Origin of the sequence: Flagellimonas olearia (assembly GCF_009184425.1) — a bacterium.
GTDB classification, from domain to species: Bacteria; Bacteroidota; Bacteroidia; order Flavobacteriales; family Flavobacteriaceae; genus Flagellimonas; species Flagellimonas olearia.
Genome location: NZ_WELG01000002.1, coordinates 343,400 through 365,100 on the forward strand (window position 1 = coordinate 343,400; position 21,701 = coordinate 365,100).

The following is a 21,701-nucleotide window of genomic DNA, read 5'->3' on the forward strand; positions in this document are numbered from 1 at the left end:
ATTTGTTACAGATAAAAACATTTTCCAGACAAAAATCCTCGTTTTGGAGTATTTTGAAAGTTTTACCAACAAAAAAACCATGGTCGTTGCCATGGCTTTTTTTATGAAGTGCTTTGTTATTAATCTGCCAGCAGGCTTTCCGAATAATAACAGGTCTTGCTTTCTTGGAGAATGGCCAACCCTTCCTCTCTGGTGCTCATGGGATCGATTTTGATTTGCTCCCCATTGGGCATATACACAATGTAGAACCCTTCCTCGAAAGAAGATAGTTTTATAATCTCTCCATTGGGGCGAACCGCGTTCCACGATTTCTCATCGGGCTTGTACACCAAATCCAATTTCTTGCCTTTTTTGGGGCCTTCCACCACAGTAATCTGAACCCTGTTTTGGGTGGCCACCATTTCAAAGGTATTGCCATCATGCTCTACCATTTGGGTCTCGGACTCTCCGGGCTTCATGGCTATGGGATTAGATCCAGACCAAAACTCGATCACGTTGAAGATTATGGCATCCCCAAGAAAGAACAATCCATACACTGGCACAATGTTCAATCCCCAAAAAATTAAATTGTCCAAAAACTTACTGTTTGTGGCACCTTGGTTCCAATCTTTCAAATTATTGAAGGCCTTGAACGACCCCAAACAGCTTGAAAACAAAATGGCAGAGGACAATAACAAACAACTGATAACTTTTCTCATGATATGAAGATTTATGGTTAATGTATTTAAAGCTACAAAAAGAATTCAACTTCCCTTCAGTCATAAATCAGTACCTTGTTTCCCAATTCAAACTATTAGGAAAATGGCCCAAAATTGGTATGAGATCAAAAATGTGGATACGGTAGATTCGCCGTCAATTGCTTTATATGTAGACCATTTACAATTCAATATCAAAGAAATGCTTTCCTTGGTCCATGGGGACACCAATCGTTTGATGCCCCACATCAAGACCAATAAAATGCCCAAGGTCATGGAGCGATTGTTGGATGCCGGTATTTCCAACTTCAAGGCTTCCACCATTGCGGAAGCGGAAATTGCCGCAGAGGCGGGTGCTGATTTTGTTCTGATTGCCCATCAACTGGTAGGACCCAAAGTGGACCGTTTCCTTGAATTGACCGCCCATTTTCCTACTACCCGTTTTGCCACACTGATTGATGCTGTGCCTACGGCCAAATTGTTGAATGAAAAGGCCAAGGCCAAAGGTTTGACCACTCCAATTTATATTGACATCAATAACGGGATGAACCGCTCCGGAATCAAAATAGGAGAAGAGCTCGATACCTTGATAGCCTTTTTGGATGAATGCAAATCCCTACAGTTTGAAGGATTCCATGTGTACGATGGGCATCTTCGCGACCCTGAGTTTTCAGAAAGGAATCAAAAAATTGAACAGGGGCTGGAATCTGTCACCGACTACTTCGACACCTTGAAAAACACCCATCCAAACCTAAGAATGATTTGCGGAGGAACGCCCTCCTTCACCTCACATCGTATGGAAGAAAAAAGGATTACCAGTCCGGGCACCTGCGTGCTGTGGGACTGGGGATATGGGGAAAAATTAACGGAACAAAACTTTAAGCATGCGGCCCTAGTGGTGACCCGTGTTATCTCCAAACCCACCGAAGGCATTGTTACCGTGGATATGGGGCATAAATCCGTGGCCGCGGAAAACCCCGTTGACAAACGGATACAATTCCTCAATCTTGAGGATTACCAACTGCTTTCACAAAGTGAGGAGCATGGTGTGATCAAAGTAGCGGATTGGGACGCCCTAAACATAGGTGATGTCCTTTACGGCATCCCCTACCACATTTGTCCTACCGTTAACCTTCATGATGAAGTTTCCGTAATCGAAAACGGCAAAAAAATCGACACTTGGGAGATTACCGCTCGAAAAAGAAGACTTACCATTTGAATTTTATTCCAGGTCCAACGCTTTGTCCAAATCGTAAAAATAGAAGTCTTTTTGGTCGTTCATTGCAGCAAAAAGACCATTTGGAAAGGTATCGTTCAACGGCACGGTAACCACATCACAACCATCGGTTTCTGTGGTGGATAGGTTTACGGCCTTAATAAAGCTATTGTCCTTTCTGGAGAAGATATTGAACTGTCCACGTTGCTGGTCAGATACAATAATATACCCTTCCCCGTTGGGGTACCTTGCAATGGCAATTCCCTCGATATCTTCCAAAAAGTGTTCTCCACCAAAGCAGGCCAATTCTTCGTTGCCCATACTGGGTTCTGCGTAATACTTTTTAACGCATTCGCCCTCATCGGAATAATATACGTAGCCCATTTCATTGTCCACGGCAATGGCCTCAATTTCCTTTCCTCCCGTAAAGCTTCCGAACTTGCGCACCAATTGGGCTAAAACTCCCGTGCTATCCGATTCAAATTTATATTGGTACAAGTATGTGCCGCTTGGCCCAGTTTTTCTACCAACAATGGCATATACAGATGAATCTTTTGGTGATTTGTACAAACTGATGCCCATGGCCAAACGTTGTTCCACCTCAGTCTCATCTTCAAAAACGGGAAACCCACCACCATCCAGCGGCTTCATATCCGGTACAGAAAACAATCTTATTTGTTGTTTTTCCCTTTCTGTGAAAGCAATTATGTCCACGGCAACGGAATCATTCAATTGAAAACCATATTCCACATCCACATTGTTGGGTCTTTGGATATTTTTGATGGACTTTTCCTCAATGATCTTTCCATTGAGGTCAAAGGCATAAACGCCTCCATTGGTCTCCTTATCGGTTCCGAAAACAATACTTTTTGAGGCATCTTCTGGATTGATCCAAATGGCAGGATCATCCGTGTCATTTGGTGTCTTTTCAGTAATAATGTCCGGTGCTATGGCTGGAAGCTTACTCCCTTTTTTACAGGAGACCATGCCTAGCACCAATATAAAAGGGATATAGATTTTTTTCATAAAAATAGTTTTAAAAAGGGTTCGTCAGTTGGAGTACCTGCCCAAATAGGGCAGGCACTCGGCATGACATTGTTCAAAATACTAGCTGCTGAATTACTTTTTGAACAAATCGTACTTCAACCCGAAAGTGAAACGGATATCATAGAACTCCGCTTGCTGCGTACGGTCCTTTACACTTTGGAAATAACGCAGGGGTTGATTGGTGATGTTGTTTACATCGGTATAGATCCTCAGGTTTTTATTGACGGCATAGCTGGCATTGAAATCCAGAAAAAACTGGGTGTCATAATACCTGTCCTCAAAAGCATTTCCCCCAATTTCATCTACATACGAATCCGAGAAATTAGCAGAAAGCCTTGCGCTGAAACGTTTATCTGCATACCCCAATGAACCGTTGAACATGTTCGGAGCGGTGTTGGGCAAGTCCAAATCGGTACGTTCGTCCCCATCTTCGTTACGGATACCATCGGCACTTGAGGTCAAGTAGGTATAGTTTAAATAAATGCTGAAATTACGTGCAAACCCGGGCAAGAAATCCAATTGTCTCTGGAAAGATACCTCAGCTCCAAAAATGGATGCAGAATCCCCGTTCAAGGGCTGGAAAATATCGTACCCTGTGGTTCCAGCACCAAAGGTATCATCCTCAGATTCCGTGATGAAGGTGTAAATAAAGTCGTTTATCCTTTTATAGAAGAGTCCGCCCGAAACAATTCCAACGCTTTCAAAATAATGCTCGGCATTCAAATCAAAGTTCATGGACGTTGTGGGATCCAACTCTGGATTCCCAACAATGACTTCTGCATCTTCGTTTACTATCTCTGCCCTTGGGATCAAATCAACATAGTTGGGTCTAGCCAAGGTATTGGTCCATGCAAACCTTAGAATGGTATTATTGGTTACATCATATTTAAAGTGAACGCCCGGTAACACATTGGTATAGGTGTTTTCATCCGAAACCTTTTCCACTTCAATGCCCTCTTCAATACCGGCATCCTCATCTTCCTCAATGTAGATGACCCGGTTACCATCAGATTCCAATTTGGTGCTTTCTACCCTAACACCGGCCAACACGCTCAATTTATCGGAAAGTCTTTGGTTCATCATGGCATAGGCCCCAAACACATTCTCCTTCACTTTAAAATTACCTGGCAAAAATTCATCGGGAACGGCTTCCCCATTGGAACTGTTCAGGTTTAAAGAGCCTATCCATTCCGCACTGGCAAAGTTACCTGCCTGGTATTTTTCACCTGCCAAATACTCTGGATCGGTATAATCTTTAGTGGGGACATCCAACAAGGTTGGAAAGTCGTCCTCCAAATCGTATTCAAAGAAATCATTGTTTCTTTCCTTGGTCTTGAACCTACCCCTTGCACCAAACTTTATAAATCCATCCCCTTGGCCAAAAATATTGGCGGGCAATTCAAAATTGACAAAGAAGTTCATGTCTTCTTCTTCGGTATATTGATTTTCGTTGGTGATCTCACCAAACTCAAAGTTGCCCAAATCGTTAAAATCGGATGCGTTGGCAGCGGTCATTATGGGATATCTGGGGTTGCTGTTATCATTGTTCACGATATATTCGGATTCGTACTCCGCGTAACGCTCGTTCAAACGTTCCTCTGAAGCCTTGGCATAAGACCCCATCCAATCCATCTTCAAAGATCCCAACAAATGGTTACCTCCCAAAGTATAATTTTGCATCCGCTGATCCTCCAAACGTCTGTTCTTGTTACGCCCTCCGGCAACACCACCTTTGGTCTGTCTTTTGATCTCTGCAGGGAAACGTGTAAGCATACCATTGGAAATGGTAAAATCCCCAGCTTCAATGTCTTCTCCATCCAAAATCTCCTGCTCCAATCTAAAACGGCTTTCCCTATCATCTCGCCAGTTGTACATGGTTTTTAGATAGATATTATTTTCTGGGTTGATCTGAAAATCAAAATTGGCCGCAAAGCTCCTTCTTACCCGTTGTACCAAATAGGTACGTTGTTCGGTTACATTGGTGTAGGGATCCACATCCACTTCCTCCAAAATGGGCTCCCCTTCGTCATCCTCTTCACCAGTATTGTATTCAAACTCATCGGTCCATTCGGCTTCAATGTCATCTGAACCAAAATCATTGTCGTTGATGGTTGCAGAAAACATGTACCCGAATTTTCCGTCGTTGGTACGGTCTCCCACCAAGATAGATCCGTTCCAAATTCTTTTATCGGTAATAAAGTTGACTCCCGATCCGGCCGTAGCTGAAACCCGAAACCCTTGTGGAGCGGTTCTGGTAACCAAGTTTACCGAACCCCCCAAGGCATCGGCATCCATATCCGGGGTAACCGCCTTGTTCACCTCAATGGTTTGGATCATATCCGAAGGAATCAAGTCCATCTGAATATTTCGGTTATCCGCTTCCGCGGAAGGAATCCGGCTACCGTTCAGGGTCACGGAGTTTAGTTGGGGCGACAGACCACGAACAATAATGTTACGGGCTTCCCCTTGGTCCACCTGCATGGTGATTCCAGGAATCCGTTTTACGGCATCCCCAATATTGGCATCGGGAAATTTTCCAATTTGGTCCGTGGAGACCACATTGGTAATGTTCAAATTGGTTTTTTGGGTATTCAGGGCTTTTGCCTGCCCACTAAGACCATAGGCACTTACCTGAACTTCGTCCAATTCCACATTGGAAGGGTTGAGCACAACACTCACTGCGGTAGTTTGTCCGCTGGAAACAGTAACCTCTTGCTCCACATCAGCATAGCCCAAGTAAGAAATATTCAGGGTATAGGTCCCCGCAGCTATTCCCACCAAGGTAAATCTTCCGTCAAAGTCAGTGATAGCTCCCTTGGATAGGGATTCAATATATACATTCGCCCCGGGAACGTAAATTCCGTTTTCATCGGTAATGGTTCCTTGTATATTGCCTGTCTGTGCTTGGGCGTTCACGAGTCCGAGCATCAAAAAAAGCGTTACAAAAAGTAGTTTTTTCAAGTTCATTGATTTCATTTTGGTTTACGTTAGTATGCATTCCAAAACTATGTATATCAACTTATTAAGGTTTAAATTAAAGGGAAACAAAAAGGAAACAAATCTCTAAAACTGCGGAAACAAGAAGGCAACAATTACATTTTTTTTACATGGGGCTAACCTTTTCTAAAAAATGGCACAAAAAAGGGGGTCAAAGTTCTATCATAAAGTTTACCAGTTCTTCTTTTTGGTCTATGGGAAGTTTTTTCCGAAGTCTATGGCGAGCCACCCGAACACTATCCGGGGTAACCCGTAAGATGGATGCGATTTCCTTGGACGTCAGGTTCAATCTCAGCAACATCCCCAACCGTAGCTCCGCCGGGGAAAGGTTGTCTTGTGACATGGTTGAGAGTTTTTTGATAAACTCTGGGTGAATCTCCTTGAAAAAATTCATGAACTCATCCCACTCGTGCTCCTGCTGCAGGTTAAAATCGATTTCCTTAACCAAGGCTTTAATTTTCTCCGAAGTGTCCATATTCCTTCGCGAAGCAATGTTTCTCAACGTATTGGCCAAATCAAGTAAGATTTTGTTCTTCTGAGACAGGTGTAGGCTATAACGGGACAGGGATGCGGTCTTTAGCTGTACTTCGCGTTGCAAATTCCTTTCCTCTATGGCTTTTTTGTCCAGTTCGGCCTTGAGCATCCGCTGCTTGTATTCCTGTATCTTTATTTTGGCCTTTCGCTTTCTGCCCAGATAGTTGTATAGGATCGTAAGAATGGCGGCAATGGCAAACAAGGCCACCCATAATAGGTTCTGATTGGCCGCACTTACTTTGTTCTGCTCCTTCAACAACTGTATTTCGGCCTCTTTTTTATTGGTCTCGTAAATGGTTTGCAGCACATTGAGTTGATTGGTGTTTTGAGCCATGAGCATGGCACTGCTGTACCTTTCCGATTGTATCAGTTCCGCGTGGGCCTTTTCAAAATTCCCCATGAGTGCATAGGTCTTGGAAAGATCTTTATGGGCACTTTCCAACTGATGGAGGTCGTTGAGTTTTTGCGCAATCTTCAAGGCCTTTTGGGTATGTGTCAATGCCGAATCATAGTCCCCCGTTTTCCGAAAGGAATCCCCCAGATTATTGAGTACGTTTACCTCCTCCATCGTTTCGGAACCCTTCACGTAGCCGTATGATTTATCAAAATATTGATGGGCCACATCAAACTGTTCCAAATCCTCATAAATGCTGCCGATATTCTCATTGGTAATGGCCACGCCATACCTATCCCCTAGCTGTTCAAACAGCAAAAGGCTTTCTTTCTGGTAGGCCAAGGCCTTGTCATATTCTCCCTGCTTTTCATAGCAAGCACCCAAAAGGGCCATGGAATTGGCCTGGCCCATACTATAGGTAAGTTCCAAGGAGCGGTTCATGGTATCTGTAAAATGTTGCTCGGCCAGTTCAAAATTGTTTAGGGAGAGATACACTCTTCCAATGTTGTTGTTCAGTGTGATATAGAGCGTATCCGAAAGGGCGGTCCCCATTTGTTCCAAAGCACCATTGTATTGATCCATGGCCTCTGAATACAATCCCAAAGCATGGTAATACTCTCCCAATCCAATGTGGCTTTGTACAATTTCCCTAGGTTGATCGGGACGCTTTTTGGAAGCTTCCAACCTTTTTTGAAGTACCAGAAAAGTGGAGTCGGAGGTTTGTGTTGGGCTGAAATCGGTTTGGAATTCTTGCCCAAGACCCTGAGTTTGGATAAGAACTACCCCAAAAACCAATGTACAAAAGGCGCCAAAACTTGCTTTCATGGAACGTGACCCAAATTAAGAAGGGACAATAAAATCAATTACTGTTGGTCACATATCACCATTAGGTTATTAAACCATTAAAAAATAAATTGAAGGAAGGGTAAAAAAATAAGGCCCCGCTTTGCGGGGCCTTATTTTAATCGTTTTAAACGGTGGTTCTTATGCTTGAAAAGGCTCTATGGAAACAAAAGATTTTCCTCCAGTTTTCTTTTCAAACTTAACAATGCCGTCTACCTTGGCATGCAAAGTATGATCTTTTCCGGCATAAACATTGTCACCAGGGTTGTGCTTGGTACCACGTTGTCTTACAATGATGTTACCGGCTACAGCGGCCTGACCACCAAAAATCTTAACCCCTAAGCGTTTCGATTCTGATTCTCTACCGTTTTTTGAACTACCTACACCTTTCTTGTGAGCCATGATATCTAAATTTTAGTTCTATTCTTTTATTTGCTTAACGCTTCGACCAACTCGGCTTTCTTCATGGAAGAATATCCGGTAATGTCCTTGGCTTTTGCCAAATCCCTCAATTCAGCTACCGTTTTGGAGCTTAAATCCTCGGTTGCCTTTGGAGCTTCCTTTTTGGGAGCTGCTGCTTTTTTAGCCTCTACTTTCTTGGGCTCGGCAGCTGGTTTTTCATCAGCCTTTGCCTTGGCAGGAGCAGCTTTCTTGGCACCTTTGGCCACGATACCTTCAACAACGATCTCAGTTAAATATTGTCTGTGACCATTTTTCTTTTGGTATCCTTTACGTCTTTTCTTTTTAAAGACGATCACTTTATCACCTTTAAGGTGTTTTACAACTTTGGCCTCAACAGCCGCACCTTCTATGACTGGGGCGCCAATGGTAACGTTACCTCCATCTTCCAAAAGAAGAACTTTGTCAAAAACGACTTTGTTCCCTTCTTCTTCCTGCAAACGGTGAACGTACACTTTCTGGTCTTTTGCAACTTTAAATTGCTGCCCTGCCATCTCTACTATTGCGTACATAATGCGTTAATTAAAATTAATTTAGGTTCGCTTTATCAAATTAGCGGGTGCAAATATACTGCTAAATCCTTAATCCACAAGTATAATCCAAAGCTTTTCCCCTATAATTTTTTTGGATTGTTGGAAGATTTGAAGAGCTGCATGAAAGATAGCGTCAAAACCAAGGTGGTGGCAAAACCCATTACGGCCACCGTGAAGAAAACAATTCCTTGGAAATTTTTATAATCCTTGGCCCAGACCTTGGAGAGTTCATCCAAAAAATGACTGTTGAGTTCAGTCGCGTAGAACGCAAAGAAAATGGTAAACAATAGCGATGCAACAAACCCTGTGGTTATGCCCGCCGTGAAACCACTCCCGTAGCTAAAACCCTTGCCCTGCCTTATCCTAGTGTATTTAATCGTCTCATAAATGCCAAATCCGGTAATTACTCCATTGAAAAGACTATAAAAGACATTCGTATGCTTTCCCATAAGGGACAGAATCAAAAAATAAGCAATGAGGATGGCGCTGGTGACAATCCCATAACGGATAGGAAGTGTTAAATTTTTCATCTCATTTTAGTTTTGAAATGATGTTTAATTTACTGAATGTTTACGACATATGCCACAGTTATCCCCAAAGACTTCTGTCATATTTATCTGACTTTCAAATTTTATCCTATATTTAGCGTAACATCAATCAAAAAATCCATACCAACCTCATCGATTACATCAACATAAAATAAAACATTATGGAAAGATTTCTGCTGTCAGCACTTTTCATACTTGTCAATGGCCACTTCATTTCAGCACAGGAGGTAGCTTTTGAAGAGTATGATCTAAACAACGGATTGCATGTGATCCTACATCAGGACAACACTGCCCCGGTTGTGACCACTTCGGTCATGTACCATGTGGGATCTAAGGACGAAGACCCACAAAAAACAGGATTTGCCCATTTTTTTGAGCATCTTTTGTTTGAAGGCACCCAGAACATTCCCAAAGGCGAATGGGACAAAATTGTGACCAGCAATGGGGGTCGGGGAAATGCGAACACTTTTTTGGACCGCACTTATTATTATGAGACCTTCCCCTCCAACAGCTTGGAAGTCGGATTGTGGTTGGAATCCGAACGGATGATGCACCCCATCATAGGACAAGTGGGTGTGGATACCCAAAAGGAGGTGGTCCAGGAAGAACGGCGCCTCCGCGTGGACAATTCCCCTTATGGGGCGTTTTTTGAACAGATGCTCAAAAATCTATATGTGGAGCATCCGTATCGTTGGGGCGTCATTGGGTCCTTGGACCATTTGGCCAGTGCCACCTTGGACGATTTCAAAAATTTCAACAAGACCTTTTATGTGCCCAACAACGCCGTACTGGTCATTGCTGGTGATATCGACATCAACAAGACCAAAAAAATGGTCTCCGATTATTTTGGCCCTATCCCAAAAGGGGCGGAAATTCAACGAAAGCACATAGAGGACACTCCTATCACCACTACCAAACAGGCGACCTATCACGACCCGAACATTCAAATTCCGGCCATATTCTTGGCCTACAGAACTCCGGGACAGGCTAAAAGGGATGCCTATGTCATCAACATGATATCCACTTACCTCAGTGACGGGGAAAGTTCCAAACTTTACAAAAAATTGGTGGACGAAGAGAAAAAAGCCCTTCAGATTTTTTCCTTCCCCATTGATGCCGAAGATTATGGCGCCTACCTTGTAGGTGGATTGCCCGTTGGGGACAACACCATACAGGACATCAAGGATGGGATTGATGCTGAAATCTTGAAAATCCAAACGGATTTGATTTCCGAAAAAGACTATCAAAAACTCCAGAACAAGTTCGAGAACAATTTTGTGAGTGCCAACAGTAGTGTTGAAGGGATTGCCAATTCGCTGGCGGAAAATCACCTGTTGCGTGGCAACACCAACCTCATCAACACTGAAATTGACATTTACCGATCCATTACCCGGGAAGAAATCAGGGAAGCTGCCAAAAAATACCTGAAAGTGAACCAACGGGTGGAACTTGAATATTTACCAGAACAAAAAGACGCCAATTAAGATGAAAAAGTATATCGTATTAACGGTACTGTCCCTCTTTATGGCAGTATCCCATGCACAGATAGATCGTACCAAACAACCTCAAAGAGGACCTGCTCCTGAAATAAATTTGAAGGAACCAGCCCGGTTTGAGCTTATGAACGGACTTAAGGTAATGGTGGTGGAAAACCATAAATTACCACGAGTATCCATCCACCTGACCATAGACAATCCACCTATTTTGCAAGGGGACAAGGCTGGGGTCTCCGATTTGACTTCAAGCCTAATGGGAAAAGGGTCCAAAACCATTTCAAAGGATGATTTCTATGAAGAAGTGGATTTCTTGGGAGCCTCCATCAGTGTAGGCAGTCAAAGTGCCTCTGCGAGTTCACTTTCCAAATATTTCCCAAGAATACTGGAGCTTATGGCCGATGCATCTCTGAACCCCAACTTTACCCAAGAGGAATTCGACAAAGAGAAAGATCGTATCCTAACCGGACTCAAATCCCAGGAAAAGGATGTTTCCGCGATAGCCAATCAGGTTCAATTGGCCCTTGCCTATGGCAAAAACCATCCTTTTGGCGAAATCACCAGCGAAGAGACGGTCAATAATGTGTCCTTGGTCGATGTGGAACAGTTCTATCGCAATTATTTTGTACCCGCCAATGCGTATTTGGTGGTCATTGGTGATGTTGAGTTTGACAATGTAAAAGAGCTGGTCACCCAGTATTTTACCCCATGGTCCAAGGCGGTGCCACCGTCCTTTAGCTATACGGACCCAACGGATGTGCAATACACCCAAATTAATTTTGTGGACACTCCGAACGCTGTACAATCTGAAGTGGCCGCGGAAAACATCACCCACTTGAAAATGAAGGATGATGATTATTTGGCCTCGCTTTTGGCCAATAGGATTTTAGGCGGGGGGTCCCAGGCCAGACTGTACCAAAATCTGCGGGAAGACAAAGGATACACGTACGGATCGTATTCTGGCATCAGGGACAACAAATACAGCCCCATGCGTTTTGATGCTTATGCCCAAGTGCGTAATGCGGTGACGGACAGTTCGGTGGTACAGATCTTGGAAGAAATCGATAAAATGATTCAGGAGCCGGTCACCCAAGAGGAATTGACCAACACCAAGGCCCTCTATGCTGGAAACTTTGTAATGGCCCTGGAAAATCCGGCGACCATTGCCAACTATGCATTGAACATTGAAACCGAAAATCTCCCTTCAGATTTTTACAAAACCTACCTGGAACGCATTGATGCGGTTTCCATTGCCGATATACAAAATGCAGCCAAGAAACACTTTTCCACTTCCAATGCCCGGGTTGTGGTCACCGGAAAAGGAAGCGATGTCCTAGAGAACTTGGAAAAGGTCTCTTTTAAGGGCAAAAAGGTCCCTGTACTTTATTATGATAAGTATGCCAATAAAGTAGAGAAACCCATTTATAATGAAGCTGTTCCGGAAGGGGTAACTGCTGAAACCGTTTTGGAGAAATACATTGACGCCATAGGAGGTAAGACCAAATTGGACGGCGTTGAATCCTATGCCATGGTAGCCGAAGCGGTAATGCAGGGCATGACATTGGAACTGGAAATGAAAAAAACCTCCAAGGACCAATTCATGCAAGACGTAAAGGTAATGGGCAATTCCATGCAGAAACAGGTTTTGGATGGAGACAAAGGGTACATGGTGGTACAAGGGCAACGAAAAGACCTATCCCCTGATGAATTGGAAAAGATCAAGGAAGAATCCGCAGCATTTCCAGAACTGAACTATCTGGCCGCTGGCAACATTGACTTGGAAGGGATAGAGCGTGTAGGTGACCGAAAAGCATACCGATTAAAGATTACCGATAAGAAATCGGCCTTTTATGATACGGAAACCGGGCTTAAGCTCCAAGAAGTCTCCATAGAGGAGGTTCAGGGCCAAGAAATGCAAAATACCGTGGGATACGACAATTACCAAGATGTATCCGGAATCAAGTTTCCATTTAAACTGACCCAAGAAATGGGTCCCCAGAATTTTGAGTTCTTGGTCAAGGAAATCAAGGTGAATGAAGGGGTAACGCCCGAGGACTTTAAATAATCCTGACAAATCATTAAAAAAGGCGCCTTATAAGGCGCCTTTTTCACTTTACAACCTAAAAGCTGTATTGAACAAATGCAGATAGGTTTCTCCCTGGATCATTAATGGGAACCCTACCATAATCCGCTTGGTTCACAAAGGAAAAGTTCAAGTGGTTGTTATAGGTCTCATCAAAAATGTTGGAGGCGGCCACACCAATAGATAAGTGTTCAAATGGTTTCACTCCGAAACTTAAATCCACAACACCGTAACCATCCGTTGTACGCTCTCCGAAGGAGGAGGCAATATCCGTTTGTTTGGAGGTTAAGGTATAGGTAGCCCTGGCCCATATTTTTTCCCTTTCAAAACTAAGGTTCATACGCGTCACCAAAGGCGGTGTCAATGGAAGGGACTCGTCCAAATCTTGATTCTTGGTATACACATAGGACAATTCCATTTTAAATGCAAAGTCATTCAAAAAAGCCAATTCGCCGAAGATCTCAAATCCTGTTTTGTATGCCTTGTCCAAATTACTGAACCTTTTCACTTCGGTGGGTTCCTGCATGGGCATGTACTTCTTGTCCAATGTAGGATCTATCACGGCAACAATATAATTGTCGTAAATCGAATAATAGATCGAGGCGCCATAATCCAACCCATTGAAAGCAAAACCGTCAAAATTGGTCTTCGCCTTCATTCCCAATTCAAACTGATTGTTCACCTCGGCATCCAAATAGGGGTTGCCCACATACTCGTATGGATCTTGACCTACCGTAAAATGATTGATGAATCTTTCAATCATGTTCGCGGAACGCACCCCTCTGCCATAGGCCAATTCAAACAAAAGATTGGAGGTTGCCATATATTTCACGGAAGCCGTTGTGCTTACATTATGCTCCGTACGGCTTCCCAGATCAGGATATTCCGCAACAAAATCATCTGCTGGCGCGTCTATTTGGGAATGTATCCTATCATACCTTGCTCCAATATTCAGCAAAAACTTTTCGGACAGGGGGTATTTTCCCTCCACAAATGCCCCATAGTCATCTATTTGGGAATCTTGCCATACCTCATCCGTAAACGTCATGGGCATTGGCAGTAACTCCCCGGTCATCATATTCCGTTTGACCAAGCGGGTCCTGTTACCGGTTCTCCCTACGGAAAATGCATCTACCCCAGTATATAGCTTAAAATTTTCCATGGGTCTCCATTCCAATTCAATTCTACCACCCAAGGTGGTTGCATCTACCTCAGATACGGCTTCCATCATCATAAATGTTGGCCTTAGTTCATTGGTCATAACGTGATCCACCTTGGAACGGTACACTTTTGCGTTCAACGTCCTTAATCCCTTGGAGATATTATCCAGTTTATAATCCAAAGAAAGTACATTGCTATCGTCTATTTCGGTATCCATGGGTAATCCGGCATGCAGCACATCCCGTCCGAAAGATTGTCTAAATCCCAACTGTATCCGTTGGTTTTCAGTTGGGTTATACCCCACCTGAATGCCATAATCGGTGCTTTTAAAGGACGACGGCACCTCATTTCCATCCCCATCTTCATAATTTCCAAAATCCCGGAACCCGAAATTGAAATTGGCATCAAATTGTTCCCCAACATACTTGACATTGGCAAAGCTGGTGATGGCATTGCCATTGTTCTCCCCTCCAAAGTTCACTTTGCCGTGATATCCCTTTTCCTGCTTTTCCACTTCCTGGGTCACCAAGTTAACAATGCCACCAAAGGTGGGTCCATACCTAAATGTATAAGGTCCTTTGACCACTTCCACACGTTCTATCTCTTCAGGAATCACATGGGTGGTGATGGGGTCCATTCTATTGGGACAGGCATGCATCACCTTGGTGCCGCCATTGAACTGGACATTGAGTTGTTCATATTGTGAAGCCCTAAAGGATGGATCTATGGCATAATTTCCTCTTTTGATCAAGGCAAACCCATTGATGTCCTTAAAAAGGTCGGCCACATTCTTGGATTGGACGATCTTCTTCTCAGGTTCACTTTTAAAGGTTGAAAAAACGGGATCGGACTTACTTTTTCCTTCCACCAGAACCTCATTCAACTGTATGGGTTGCTTGGTCAGGGAATCTTGCACAGTTGACACCTGCGCAAAGGACACACAGGTCCCAAAAAGCAAAACACAGAGTTTTGCCATTGCACTTTTACTCATTTTGATTTTATGTTTAAGATTTATACAGGTACGGCAAAGGGTGTTTTGCCGTTTTTTGGAAAATCTTAAACCATAGGCGGTTTAATGGGCATCTCACTGAAGCAATAGGAGTAAGAATTGCTATAAAAAAATGCGCTACTTTTTTCCGTGTTGCCTAGTTGCACATCGTACACGGGCAAATCCATAAAAAAGACCAAAACCTGCTCCCAACCTATGATGGGCATGGGTTGCTCATCCTCATCGGTTTGTGCCTGGAGCATTTTGGCCAACATACATTTACCATCACAATTAAGCTCCGGTTTATCCTTATTCTCGCAAAGTCGTTCAATAAAGTCCTCCCGATCCAAGCTGTAATACACATACATGGACGAAAAACGGAGGTTGCTCATCAATATCAACAAGGCAAAAAGACAAACAAAAACTCCTTTTGGATTACATATGGCCCTTATTCGTAGCAACATAATTTATTTGAGAAACAAAGATAAAATCCGGTTCTCGCTATTTTTATGAGAATTATCATCTATTAATTTTTTCTTAGACAATAGTTATATGATGGTGTTTGACATATGTTTATTTTTGTGGGTAAACAAAAAATCATGAGAAAAGTAGTTTCCATTTTTATATGTGCCATCTTGTTCATGGGCATCTCTTGCAAACAAGAAAAAAAGACCCCTGAAGGTCCAACGCAAATGCAACAGGTCATGGCCGTCCATGACGAGGTAATGCCCAAAATGGGAACCCTGGGAAAGCTTGTGGGTGAACTCAAGGCAAAAGTGGACACCACGGAAGCAGGGCAGAAATATGAAAAAGCCATGAAAGACCTTCAAGAGGCCAACAAGGCCATGATGGACTGGATGAAAGGTTTTGGGGATCGATTTGATTCCGATGAAATCTTGAATGGAAAGGAGCTTACCGAACAGAAACAACTATGGCTCAATGAGGAAGAAGAAAAGGTAGAAGCCCTTAAAGAGCAGATCAATGGCAGTATAGAACGGGCAGAAGCACTTTTGGCCCAATAATGATCATTCTTTCCATCTGAGGCTCTCCATAATTCTTCGGATATCGTTTTGGAGATACATGGCCGCTGGCAAGATGGAATCGTAATTGGGTTTGGCATAAAAATACAATGAGCCCGTTACAAAGTGATTGGTGCTATCGGTCACATAAAACTGAGATTGGGAAGCGGCATTGCCACTTACTTCGTAGAACATCCCGTATACCTTTGCTTCCGAATCGACATATTCCTTAGGGGCAATATTGTCCGCTTTTACCACATGCTCATAAGTGAGTTTCTGCGCATCAATGAGCAATTCCCTGATATTTCCGTCCACCTTTTTATAGGTCAAAAAAATAGACCCCTTCATCATGGGGTAGTCCAGTTCCAAGGAACAATCCTTGTTTTCCTTTAAAGAAGAAAGAGCATTTTGATCAAAGGTATAGGCACAGTCAGTATTTGCATTGGTGTAGGCCGCCTTGGGGTATTCCAAACGCAGCATCGCTTTAGGCTTGGGTAGCACATCTTCCTTGCATCCCACAAAAACCATTGCAATCAGAAAACAAACCAAAGGACTATACTTCATGGGGCAGTGTGACTTTTATGCGTTTCAATCTTTTTTTATCCAGACTTTCCACGATGAATTGATACTTATTAAAGAGTACTTTCTCTCCTTGTTTGGGAAAGCTTCCTGAAATTTCCAAAACAAACCCGGCAATGGTCTCGGACTCCCCTTTTTTGGCCTCGAACTCTTCCTCATCATCTATTTTGGTCACCCGATAGAAATCCTTCAATGCCGTTTTGCCATCAAAGACATAGTTGAGGTCATCCAGTTTTGAAAAAATAAGGTCCTCGTCATCAAACTCATCACTGATATCCCCAACAATTTCCTCGATGATATCCTCCAAAGTAACAATCCCTGAGGTACCTCCATACTCATCTACCACTACGGCCAAATGGTTCTTTTTCTCCTGAAATTCCAACAAAAGATCATCCAGTTTTTTGTTCTCAGGAACAAAATAGGGTTCCCTGACCAAGGACATCCAACTAAAACTTTTTCGCTCAATGTACGGCAACAGGTCCTTTACATATAGAACCCCCAACACATTGTCCATATTTTCCGAAAACACGGGAACTCTGGAATAGCCGTTTTTTTTGATTTCCGCAAGAACCTCAGGAAATTTCATCTTCTCGTTCAGGGCAAAAATATCGATTCGGGGCCGCATCACCTGCTTGGTATCGGTATTGCCAAAAGTCACGATACCTTCCAATATTTTTTGTTCCTCTTTGGTGGTATCCCCTTCCGAAGCGAGTTCCAATGCCTGCGATAAATGGTTTATGCTGAGATTGGATTTTTGTTTTCCCAATTTATCCTCCAAGTATAGTGTACTGGAACGCATCGGCGCGCTCAAGGGTGTAAACAACGTGCTCAAAACCTTTAGGGGTATTGCCATAAAATAGGAAAACTGCACCCGGTTCCTATTGGCATAGATCTTGGGTAAGATCTCCCCGAACATCAAAATGAGAAAGGTGGCCACCACTACTTCCAACAAAAAACGGAGGGTACCATCTATCCCCGCAAAAATGGTCTCCCCAATGGAACTGAACAAGAGGACAATCCCTATATTGATGGCATTGTTGGCAATCAGTATCGTGGCCAAGAGCTTTTTAGGCTTGTCCAACAATTGTGCAACTATCTTGCCCTTGGAGCTATCTTTTTCTTGCATTTCGTTCAAATCGGTCTGAGACAGACCAAAAAGAGCCACTTCGGCAGCTGAAATCAAGGCCGATCCTCCCAACAAAAACAAAAGCACGATAACTTTTATGGTGAAAATACCATTAAGGGTAGTAAAGAAAAACGCCAAACAATGGGGCTCGGGATCCAAATTGTATTGCTTTAACTTATATTCTTAGAATGGCAGGTCATCATCCTCTTCGGTCTCATCTATAGGTGCCGCAGGCCCAGAGACCTTCTGCGTTTCTTGTCTGGGAGAATTGTCCGGCATCTGCTGGGCATTGGCCATACTCTCTTTCTTGGTGGTCAAGAAGGTAAAATCCTGGACATGTACTTCGGTGGAATACCTAGTGTTTCCATCCTCACCCTGCCACTGTCTATTTTTAAGCCTTCCCTCAACATATACCTTATCCCCTTTGCTTAAATATTTTTCACAGATTTCGGCAGCCTTGTTCCGTACCACAATATTATGCCAATCCGTATTGGTCACTTTTTCACCGGTCTGCCTATTGGTATAGGTTTCATTGGTGGCCAAGGGGAACCGACCAATGCAATTACCTCCTTCAAAATAGTGGATTTTCACTTCGTCTCCCAAATGCCCGATCAGCATTACTTTATTCAATGTTCCGCTCATATCTCTTTAATTAGTCAAAAGTACTAAATTTTAAATGTTTGGATGAAATCCGCGATCAAAACTGGAACGGGAAATTCCACTAGCTGTTCCCATGAAATTCCATCAGATAAAAGCTCCTTGGTTTCAATGATCCAGAATCTAGTATATAAATGCTGATGCGACAGTTTGTGTACAACGGGTGTTTCATTATAAACGGACAAAGAAACCCTGGATGGAAAACCATCCTCCAAATGTTGGGCCAGTTCCTTTTCATTGATCTCCTTTTCAGATTCCAATAAAGGAAACTGATATAAGTTCTGCCAAATGCCCTTCCCCGTCCGTTGTTCCAACAAGGTGTTTTTATTACTATCCAAAAAGACCATATAATTAAAGTATCGTGTTCTGGTCTTGGTCTTGTTCAGCTTTATGGGCAGGATATCCACTTTATTATCTTTCAGGGCCACACAACTCTCTTGCAAGGGACATAGCATGCAATATGGTTTTTTGGGTGCGCATTGCATGGCGCCAAACTCCATGATGCCTTGATTGTAATCCCTGGCATCATCAACATCCATTACCTTTCGTGCCAATTCCTTAAAATGTTTGATCCCTTCAGAACTATTGATGGGCATATCCACGCCATAATACCGTGCCAATACTCGGTATACATTACCATCCACAACAGGTTCGGGTATATTGAAACATATGGAAGCTATGGCACTGGCGGTATAATCCCCTATCCCTTTCAAGGATTTTAGGCCTTTGTAGGTTTGGGGGAATTCCCCGTTCCATTCATTGACCACGATTTGGGCAGTTGCATGCAAATTTCTAGCCCTGGAATAGTACCCCAACCCCTGCCATAGCTTCAATACTTTTTCCTCTGGCGCACTTGCCAGATCATGAACTGTTGGAAAAGCCTCCAAAAATTTGTGGTAATAAGGTGTTCCCTGTACCACCCTAGTCTGTTGAAGTATGATTTCGGACAGCCAGATTTTATAGGGATCCTTGGTGTTTCTCCAAGGTAATTCGCGTTTGTTTTGGTGGTACCATTTTAAAATTTCCTGGGAAAAAGACATGTAGAAAAATACGATTGTGGGAATGTGTTAGTTTATATACTTAAAATTAAAGGCTTTAAACGAAAGATTAATTTTAATGTTTATATTTGCAAGCCAAAAAAATAAGAAAAATAATCAAGAGAAATGACGAAAGCAGATATTGTAACTAGAATCTCAGAGAAGTTAGGTATTGAGAAAGGAGACGTTCAGGCAACAGTTGAATCATTTATGGAGGAGGTAAAATCGTCCTTGGAGAATGGAGACAATGTGTATTTAAGAGGTTTCGGAAGCTTTATCATCAAGACAAGAGCGGAAAAAACTGGTAGAAACATTTCAAAGAACACTACCATCAAAATTCCTGCACACAATATTCCTGCCTTCAAACCTGCAAAGGTTTTTGTAGAAGGCGTAAAAAGTAATGTACAAGTAAAATAATATAACTAACACTAAAGCAAGAGCCCTATGCCGAGTGGTAAAAAAAGAAAAAGACATAAGGTAGCTACACACAAGCGCAAGAAGCGTAGAAGAGCTAACCGACACAAGAAAAAGTAGTTGTTGCAACTACTTTTTCATTTTACAAAAACACGTTCTTTGACATAGAGATTCAAGAAACGAATTTCAATCGGTTTGAAATAAAACCGATACCATATATATTGTTTAATCATTTATCCCATAAACACTAACTATCGGGATAAATATAAAATCGATTCAGGTGAATAGAGAATTAATTGTTCGATCTAGTCCCGAAGCAGTCGATTTTGCCTTACTAAAGGATGGAAAACTTATAGAATTACACAAAGAGGAGGACAACAACAACTTTTCCGTAGGGGATATCTTTCTAGCCAAGATCAGAAAACCCGTTACCGGCCTCAATGCGGCATTTGTCAATGTAGGTTATGAAAAAGATGCATTCCTGCATTATCATGACCTTGGCCCGCAACTCTCTTCCATGTTGAAATTCATCAAAAAAGCAAGAACAGGGAAGGTAAAGGATTATACCCTGAAAGATTTTCCATTTGAAAAAGACATCGACAAGAATGGCAGCATCAATGATGTGATCAAAGCCAATCAGTCATTATTGGTACAAATTGTAAAAGAACCCATTTCCACCAAAGGACCCAGGATAAGCTCCGAGCTTTCCATAGCTGGTCGCTATTTGGTCATGGTTCCATTTTCCGATCGTGTCTCGGTATCCCAAAAGATAGCGAGCAAGGAAGAAAAGGACAGGCTCATACGTCTTGTAAAGAGTATTAAGCCCAAAGGATTTGGTGTTATTATCCGTACCGTTGCAGAAGGCAAAAAGGTTGCAGAACTGGACAAAGATCTTCAGAACTTGGTATCCAAATGGATAGCAATGTGCAAGAAATTGCCAAGAGCACCGCACCCCTCAAAGGTTTTGGTAGAGGTCAACAGGGCCTCATCCATATTGAGGGATGTTTTCAACGATTCCTTTACCGGAATCCATGTTGATGACGAAACTCTTTATAATCAGATCAAAGATTATGTACACGAGATCGCACCCGAAAAGGAATCCATTGTAAAGCAGTATTCCGGTTCCGCCCCCATTTTTGAAAAATTTGGAATTGAACGTCAGATCAAGACCTCTTTTGGAAAAACGGCCTCCATGAGCCGTGGGGCATATCTGGTCATAGAACATACCGAAGCTCTCCACGTCATAGACGTGAACAGTGGTAACCGTTCCAACAAGGCCAAGAACCAAGAAGATACCGCTTTGGAGGTAAACCTACTGGCCGCATCCGAAATTGCAAGACAATTACGCCTGCGTGACATGGGAGGAATTATCGTTGTAGACTTCATAGATATGACCCGAGGTGAACACAGAAGAAAGTTATTTGATCATCTACGGGAAGAAATGAAGGACGATAGGGCAAAACACAAAATTTTGCCCCCCAGTAAATTTGGTCTTATCCAGATTACCAGACAAAGGGTACGTCCCGAAATGAACATCAAGACCAGTGAGGAAAATCCCAATGGCAGTGGTGCCGAAGTGGAAGCTCCCATTGTCTTGATAGACAAAATCCAAGTAGATCTTGAGCGAATCCTAAAAAGCAAGCAAGCGAACAATGGCATTGTCTTGAACATACATCCGTTCATTGCCGCTTACCTGACCAAGGGATTCCCGTCCATACGTTCCAAATGGTTTATGGACAACAAAAAATGGATAAAGATCCAGCCAAGGGATGCTTACAAATACCTTGAATACCGTTTTAAGGATAAAGACGGCAAAACATTACATATATAAATAAGAAGCGGCTCCGCAATGGGGCCGCTTTTTTGTTTTATGTACAT

19 protein-coding genes are annotated in these 21,701 nt (G+C 42.8%); 6 read left to right on the forward strand and 13 right to left on the reverse strand.

The window, feature by feature from the left end; genetic code table 11:
- Window positions 1-119: 119 nt before the first annotated feature.
- Window positions 120-698 carry a DUF3332 domain-containing protein gene (locus F8C76_RS10915; protein ID WP_152131752.1) on the reverse strand — a complete coding sequence of 193 codons (579 nt, stop codon included), beginning with the start codon at window positions 696-698 and terminating at the stop codon, window positions 120-122.
- Between the two features lie 103 nt (window positions 699-801).
- Here F8C76_RS10915 and F8C76_RS10920 point away from each other — a divergent pair, with 103 nt between their 5' ends.
- Window positions 802-1,914 (forward strand): D-TA family PLP-dependent enzyme, encoded by a 1,113-nt coding sequence (locus F8C76_RS10920; RefSeq protein WP_152131753.1) that lies wholly within the window; start codon window positions 802-804, stop codon window positions 1,912-1,914.
- Window positions 1,915-1,917: 3 nt separating this feature from the next.
- Here F8C76_RS10920 and F8C76_RS10925 read toward each other — a convergent pair whose 3' ends face one another.
- The 6 genes from F8C76_RS10925 to F8C76_RS10950 all read right to left on the reverse strand — a co-directional run bounded on the left by F8C76_RS10925 (window position 1,918) and on the right by F8C76_RS10950 (window position 9,248).
- Complete coding sequence (locus F8C76_RS10925) at window positions 1,918-2,937, reverse strand: phytase (RefSeq protein ID WP_152131754.1); 1,020 nt, start codon at window positions 2,935-2,937, stop codon at window positions 1,918-1,920.
- Between the two features lie 93 nt (window positions 2,938-3,030).
- Window positions 3,031-5,934, reverse strand: coding sequence for a TonB-dependent receptor (locus F8C76_RS10930; RefSeq protein WP_211372150.1), 2,904 nt, complete (start codon window positions 5,932-5,934; stop codon window positions 3,031-3,033).
- Between the two features lie 172 nt (window positions 5,935-6,106).
- Window positions 6,107-7,708, reverse strand: coding sequence for a tetratricopeptide repeat protein (locus tag F8C76_RS10935; RefSeq protein ID WP_152131755.1), 1,602 nt, complete (start codon window positions 7,706-7,708; stop codon window positions 6,107-6,109).
- Window positions 7,709-7,867: 159 nt separating this feature from the next.
- Window positions 7,868-8,128, reverse strand: coding sequence for a 50S ribosomal protein L27 (gene rpmA, locus F8C76_RS10940; protein WP_090291918.1), 261 nt, complete (start codon window positions 8,126-8,128; stop codon window positions 7,868-7,870).
- A gap of 26 nt (window positions 8,129-8,154) precedes the next feature.
- On the reverse strand, window positions 8,155-8,697 hold the full coding sequence (gene rplU / locus F8C76_RS10945; RefSeq protein ID WP_152131756.1) for a 50S ribosomal protein L21: 543 nt from the start codon (window positions 8,695-8,697) through the stop codon (window positions 8,155-8,157).
- A 101-nt stretch (window positions 8,698-8,798) separates the two neighbouring features.
- Window positions 8,799-9,248, reverse strand: coding sequence for a DUF4199 domain-containing protein (locus F8C76_RS10950; protein ID WP_152131757.1), 450 nt, complete (start codon window positions 9,246-9,248; stop codon window positions 8,799-8,801).
- 179 nt (window positions 9,249-9,427) lie between these two features.
- On the opposite strand from F8C76_RS10950, the gene F8C76_RS10955 reads away from it, so the two are divergent.
- Together F8C76_RS10955 and F8C76_RS10960 are read left to right on the forward strand one after the other, a co-directional pair.
- Window positions 9,428-10,750: a M16 family metallopeptidase gene (locus F8C76_RS10955; RefSeq protein WP_152131758.1), complete on the forward strand. Its 1,323-nt coding sequence runs from the start codon at window positions 9,428-9,430 to the stop codon at window positions 10,748-10,750.
- A 1-nt stretch (window position 10,751) separates the two neighbouring features.
- Window positions 10,752-12,824, forward strand: a complete 2,073-nt coding sequence (locus F8C76_RS10960) for a M16 family metallopeptidase (RefSeq protein WP_152131759.1) — start codon at window positions 10,752-10,754, stop codon at window positions 12,822-12,824.
- A 55-nt stretch (window positions 12,825-12,879) separates the two neighbouring features.
- Here the strand turns inward: F8C76_RS10960 and F8C76_RS10965 are convergent, their stop codons facing one another.
- On the reverse strand, window positions 12,880-14,994 hold the full coding sequence (locus F8C76_RS10965) for a TonB-dependent receptor domain-containing protein (protein ID WP_249042403.1): 2,115 nt from the start codon (window positions 14,992-14,994) through the stop codon (window positions 12,880-12,882).
- A 65-nt stretch (window positions 14,995-15,059) separates the two neighbouring features.
- Window positions 15,060-15,455, reverse strand: a complete 396-nt coding sequence (locus F8C76_RS10970) for a hypothetical protein (protein ID WP_152131760.1) — start codon at window positions 15,453-15,455, stop codon at window positions 15,060-15,062.
- Between the two features lie 135 nt (window positions 15,456-15,590).
- Here F8C76_RS10970 and F8C76_RS10975 point away from each other — a divergent pair, with 135 nt between their 5' ends.
- Complete coding sequence (locus F8C76_RS10975) at window positions 15,591-16,013, forward strand: hypothetical protein (RefSeq protein WP_152131761.1); 423 nt, start codon at window positions 15,591-15,593, stop codon at window positions 16,011-16,013.
- Window positions 16,014-16,016: 3 nt separating this feature from the next.
- Here F8C76_RS10975 and gldD read toward each other — a convergent pair whose 3' ends face one another.
- From gldD to mutY, 4 genes are read right to left on the reverse strand one after another with little or no spacing between them, the layout of a single operon-like run.
- Window positions 16,017-16,574, reverse strand: coding sequence for a gliding motility lipoprotein GldD (gene gldD, locus F8C76_RS10980; RefSeq protein ID WP_152131762.1), 558 nt, complete (start codon window positions 16,572-16,574; stop codon window positions 16,017-16,019).
- Entirely contained in the window at window positions 16,564-17,874 is a 1,311-nt protein-coding gene (locus F8C76_RS10985; protein WP_129653643.1) for a gliding motility-associated protein GldE, read from the reverse strand. The genes gldD and F8C76_RS10985 overlap by 11 nt, the downstream gene beginning before the upstream one ends.
- A 24-nt stretch (window positions 17,875-17,898) precedes the next feature.
- Window positions 17,899-18,357: a single-stranded DNA-binding protein gene (locus F8C76_RS10990; protein ID WP_152131763.1), complete on the reverse strand. Its 459-nt coding sequence runs from the start codon at window positions 18,355-18,357 to the stop codon at window positions 17,899-17,901.
- Between the two features lie 23 nt (window positions 18,358-18,380).
- Window positions 18,381-19,412: an A/G-specific adenine glycosylase gene (mutY, locus tag F8C76_RS10995; RefSeq protein ID WP_152131764.1), complete on the reverse strand. Its 1,032-nt coding sequence runs from the start codon at window positions 19,410-19,412 to the stop codon at window positions 18,381-18,383.
- Window positions 19,413-19,535: 123 nt separating this feature from the next.
- Here mutY and F8C76_RS11000 point away from each other — a divergent pair, with 123 nt between their 5' ends.
- Entirely contained in the window at window positions 19,536-19,826 is a 291-nt protein-coding gene (locus tag F8C76_RS11000; protein ID WP_036380395.1) for an HU family DNA-binding protein, read from the forward strand.
- 277 nt (window positions 19,827-20,103) lie between these two features.
- Window positions 20,104-21,654 (forward strand): Rne/Rng family ribonuclease, encoded by a 1,551-nt coding sequence (locus F8C76_RS11005; RefSeq protein ID WP_129653646.1) that lies wholly within the window; start codon window positions 20,104-20,106, stop codon window positions 21,652-21,654.
- Window positions 21,655-21,701: the final 47 nt, after the last annotated feature.